Genomic DNA, 4,133 nt, shown 5'->3' with positions numbered 1-4,133 from the left:
TCCGGCGCCTCGTCGCGGCGCTCGCCGCCTCGGCGCTCTTCATTTTCGCGTTCCCGCCGTTCGGGCTCGGGCCGCTGGCGCTGATCGCGCTGGCGCCGCTGCTGCTGGCGCTGGAGGGCGCGCCCCGTCCCTTCCTGCTGGCGTGGCTCGCGGGGTGGGTCGCCTTCACGGGCGTCGTCTGGTGGGTCTACTACGCGATGGCGCACTTCGGGGGGATCCCGCCCTTCGTCGCCGTCCCGCTGATGCTGCTGATGACGGCGGTCATGGCGCTGTTCTGGGGGCTCTTCGGCTGGGCGTATGCGCGGCTGCGCCGGGCCCTGCCGGGCCTGCCGGCGGTCGTCGCGACCCCGGTTCTCTGGACGGCGAGCGAGTACCTGCGGGCGAAGTTGCCGCAGCTCGAGTTCCCCTGGGCGCTGCTCGGCAACGCCCTCGCCCCGCAGCTGCCGCTGATCCAGGTGGCGGACCTCGGCGGGGTCTGGGCCGTCAGCGCCCTCTGTGCCCTCGTCGCCGCGGGGTGGGCGGCGCTCGCGCGCGCCCCGCGCGGCCGCGGCTGGGACGCCGGTTGGCGTCCGCTGGCCGTCGCGCTCGTCGCGCTCGGCGTCTGCGGCGCGTACGGGCGGTGGCGGCTCGCCGAGCCGCCACCGCAGCGCGGCGTGCGCGTCGCGGTGGTGCAGGGGAGCGTGCCGCAGGACGTCAAGTGGGACCGCCGCTTCCGCGAGGAGACCTTCCGCACGCACGAGGAGCTGACGCGGGAGGCGGCGCGTGGCCGCCCCGACCTGATCTCGTGGTCGGAGTCAGCGACGGCCTTCGTCTACCAGCGCGAGCCGGATTACCAGCGGCGGCTTGCCGATCTGGCCCGCGGGACGGCCACGCCGCTGCTCTTCGGCTCGCCGGCGTTCGAGGAGGTCGGCGGCAGGAGCTCGCTGCGCAACCGCGCCTACCTGCTGGGCGCCGACGGGGAGGTGGCCGGCTGGCAGGACAAGCAGCAGCTCGTGCCGTTCGGCGAGTTCGTCCCGTTTGCGCGGCTGCTCTTCTTCGCGCGGCCGCTGGTGCAGGCGGTCGGGAATTTCGAGCCGGGGGAGGCGCCGCGCCTGCTCGGCCCGCCGGCGCAGCCTTTCGGCGCGCTGGTCTGCTACGAGGTGATCTTCCCCGACCTCGTGCGGCGCTTCGCCGCGGGCGGAGCCACCTTCCTGGTGAACATCACGAACGACGCCTGGTACGAGCGCAGCGCGGCGTCGGCGCAGCAGTTCGCGCACCTGTCGTTCCGTGCCGTGGAGAACCGGCGGCCGATCGCGCGCGCGGCCAACACGGGCATCTCGGGGTTCGTGGACGCCGACGGCCGCGTGATCTCGGCCTCGTCGTTGTTCGTGCGCGGCCAGTGGTCGGCGGAGCTGCCGCTGCCGTCGCGCAGGACGCTCTACACCCGCTGGGGCGATTGGCTGCCGCGGCTGTGTCTGCTGCTGGCGCTGGCGGGGCTGGTGGCACGTCGTCGCGGATCGCCTGGCCGCAAGACCGCCGGCGCCTGAGCCGGCCGGCCACGACGCCCGGGGGCAGGGCGCCATCACTGACCGCGGACCGCCGCGGTCAACGCTCAGGGAACCGGCTGCCGACCGCGCAGGCCGTCACTGGTTCCCCTTGGCGCAGCAGATGGCGTCCGCCGCCACAGAGTACTGGGGGATATTTCCGATCTTTCTGACCACCACGTTCCAGCAGTCGACGCCAACATTGTCGCAGTTGGTCTTGGGGTAGACCGACGAGACATTGACTTCACCTGGATCCACCATGAAGCCCCCGCCGACCACGTATTCGCCAGCGGCACATACAGCGCTCACGCCGCCCACCTCGAGGTTCGTCGTCTTCTCGGCGTGGACGATTCGGCAACGGCTCACCCCGAAGGCGGGGTAGCAGTAGAAGCGGTTTCCGGTGGTCGAACCGTTGGAGACGAGCATGTAGCCCGCCGGGCAGTTCGGGATTCCCGTCGTCCCGTACGGCCCGGTTGGACCGACCGGGCCCGCGGGACCCTGGATTCCCTGAGGGCCGGTGGGGCCCGAGGCCCCTTGCGGTCCCGCGTCGCCCGTTGAACCCTGGATCCCCTGGGGCCCGCTCTCCCCCGTGGGGCCTTGCACGCCCTGCGGCCCCTCGGGGCCTTCCGGGCCGACGGCCCCGACGACGATGGTCGCCGATCCGCGTAGCGAGCCGTTCGCCACGACAAGCAGGTAGCTGCCGGCCGCGGTCGTCGGAAGGCCGGCCAGGACGCGGTTGCCCGACTTGCTGATGACGGAGAGAAGGGACAAACGACCCAACGTGGTCCCCAGGAAGACCTTCGGCGCGGTGCCGAAGTCGCTCCCCCGAACGAGAAGGGTTCTCGTGGCCGTGTCCGCCGCGGCAAAGGTGATTCTCGGAGCCGCGGTCTGCGCGTCGGCGTCGCCGGTCGGCAGGACCCCGATGACAGTCAGGAGCGAAAGGAGAACGACCAGCGTCTTCTTCATGTGGCCTCCCGACCGGATCGATGCCGCCGTGCGCAACGGCGCGGCGGCACACTACTGCTTTCAGGATAGCCCCTGGCGTCGTCGGTCGCAAGAGGCGCCGGCTGATCAGGGCACCGTCGCGGTGATCCAGAGGCCCTCGTTGATCACGGTCGTGGCCAGTGGACTCAGGTATTTCACCCGCAGCTGCACCGTGTGGTGGCCCGCGCCGAGTTGGACCGGCTCCAGCCACATCACGGAAGCCGCGGTCGACGGGATCGGGAGCGGGGATCCCGTCGTCCCGTAGAGGATCGCTTCCAGCTTCGCGCCGGTCACGCTCTGGGTTGTCCCGTCGACCAGGGGGGCCGCGGTGATGGAGCCGGCCAGGCCGGAGCTGTTGGAGGTGACCTGGCCGCGGAAGCCGTACTGCAGAAGCACCGTGGCGGTGGCCGGCAGGTCGAACTCGACAGAGGCGCCGGTCGCCACCCAGGAGCCGTTGGTTGCCGCGTCAGGTTGTGGCGGGCTGTTGTCGACGGCATAGGCCACGACAGGCGAGCCGCTGACGCCTGCGGGTCCGGTGGGTCCCTGCGCCCCCGTTGCGCCCGCGTCTCCCGTAGCCCCCGTGCCGCCCGTCGCGCCGGCGTCCCCGGTCGGCCCCGTTGCGCCGGCCGGCCCCTGCGGTCCGGCTGCGCCGGCGGGGCCGGTCTCGCCCTGCGCCCCCGTGGGCCCCTGCGGCCCGGGCGTTCCCGTCCCGGCGTAGACCGCATAGGGCGCGATGGGGAAGGGCGAGCGCGCGACCACGGGTGTCCTCACGTTCTGCTTCACCACCTGGACGAAGAGCTGCTGGGAGAAGTCGATCGCGCCCGGGATCTTCACGGTCCCGCTGCCGAGCGTGTAGACCAGCACCGGGGTCTTGAGCTGCAGCGTCACCCACTCCGAGGCCCAGAGCTGCGTCCCGCCGCCGTCCCAGAGGCTGAACCGGAGCGTGTGGGGCCCGGGGGCGAGGTTGGTCTGTCGCTCGAACGGGAAACGCAGCAGGGGCCCCGCCTGCGCGGGGGAGATCACCGCGAACGCCAGCACTGCGCCCAACACCGTCGCAAGCACCCGTCTCATCCTCAGCCTCCTTCCGGCCGCCCTGATGTTCCTTAGAGGATTTCGCGGATTTGGGTCAATGTCAATACTGTCGCTCGTGCGCGCCCGGTGCCGGCCGGACTTCCCGCGCCGGGCCACGGCCCGGGGGCGCCTGTTCACTTCCGTCTCGCCCTGCTGCTCTCAGTTCCCGTAGGCACTCATCAGCCGCTCGACTGTCAATGCGCCCTCACCCGACACAGCACGCGGCCGGCGCATTATGACCGTTCACAGGCGCCCCCGGGCCGTGGCCCTGGGCAGGCCGTCAACAAGGGCCCATCTGCTGCGTTGCTCTCCTCCCGACTCCCTGCGGCGTGCACCTCGTACGCCTCGCATCCGGACCCTTCTTGGCGGCCTGCCGATCGAGGACTGTGATGGAAGGGGCGGCCCAGGCTTGAGCGGGGGCGGGGCGCTGTCGGGCGCGCGCATTGTGGAGCGCGAGGGAACTGCAGCGTTCGGACCGGAGCGTCCCGAAGGGCGAAACGCATTGTTTGAGCCCGAAGGGCGAGTTATGCGTTTCGAGCGCAGGGCCGGACAGGC

At 71.7% G+C, this 4,133-nt stretch carries 3 protein-coding genes; 1 reads left to right on the top strand and 2 read right to left on the bottom strand.

Annotation, left to right across the window (positions count from 1 at the left end):
* Window positions 1-1,526, top strand: a 1,526-nt coding sequence (lnt, locus tag VI078_06995; GenBank protein ID HEY5999037.1) for an apolipoprotein N-acyltransferase, incomplete at its 5' end; no start/stop codon positions are given.
* Window positions 1,527-1,622: 96 nt separating this feature from the next.
* Here lnt and VI078_06990 read toward each other — a convergent pair.
* Entirely contained in the window at window positions 1,623-2,489 is an 867-nt protein-coding gene (locus tag VI078_06990; GenBank protein HEY5999036.1) for a hypothetical protein, read from the bottom strand.
* A 105-nt stretch (window positions 2,490-2,594) separates the two neighbouring features.
* Complete coding sequence (locus VI078_06985; protein HEY5999035.1) at window positions 2,595-3,578, bottom strand: hypothetical protein; 984 nt, start codon at window positions 3,576-3,578, stop codon at window positions 2,595-2,597.
* Window positions 3,579-4,133: the final 555 nt, after the last annotated feature.

This window comes from bacterium (assembly GCA_036524115.1).
GTDB lineage: Bacteria > JAUVQV01 > JAUVQV01 > JAUVQV01 > DATDCY01 > DATDCY01.
The sequence above is the reverse complement of the archived record's forward strand: the minus strand, read 5'-3'. Positions and strand labels throughout refer to the sequence as shown.

Bases quoted from the DNA above. Each gene is read 5' to 3' on its own strand.
- VI078_06985 (HEY5999035.1), bottom strand. From the start codon at position 3,578: ATGAGACGGGTGCTTGCGACGGTGTTGGGCGCAGTGCTGGCGTTCGCG.
- VI078_06990 (HEY5999036.1), bottom strand. From the start codon at position 2,489: ATGAAGAAGACGCTGGTCGTTCTCCTTTCGCTCCTGACTGTCATCGGG.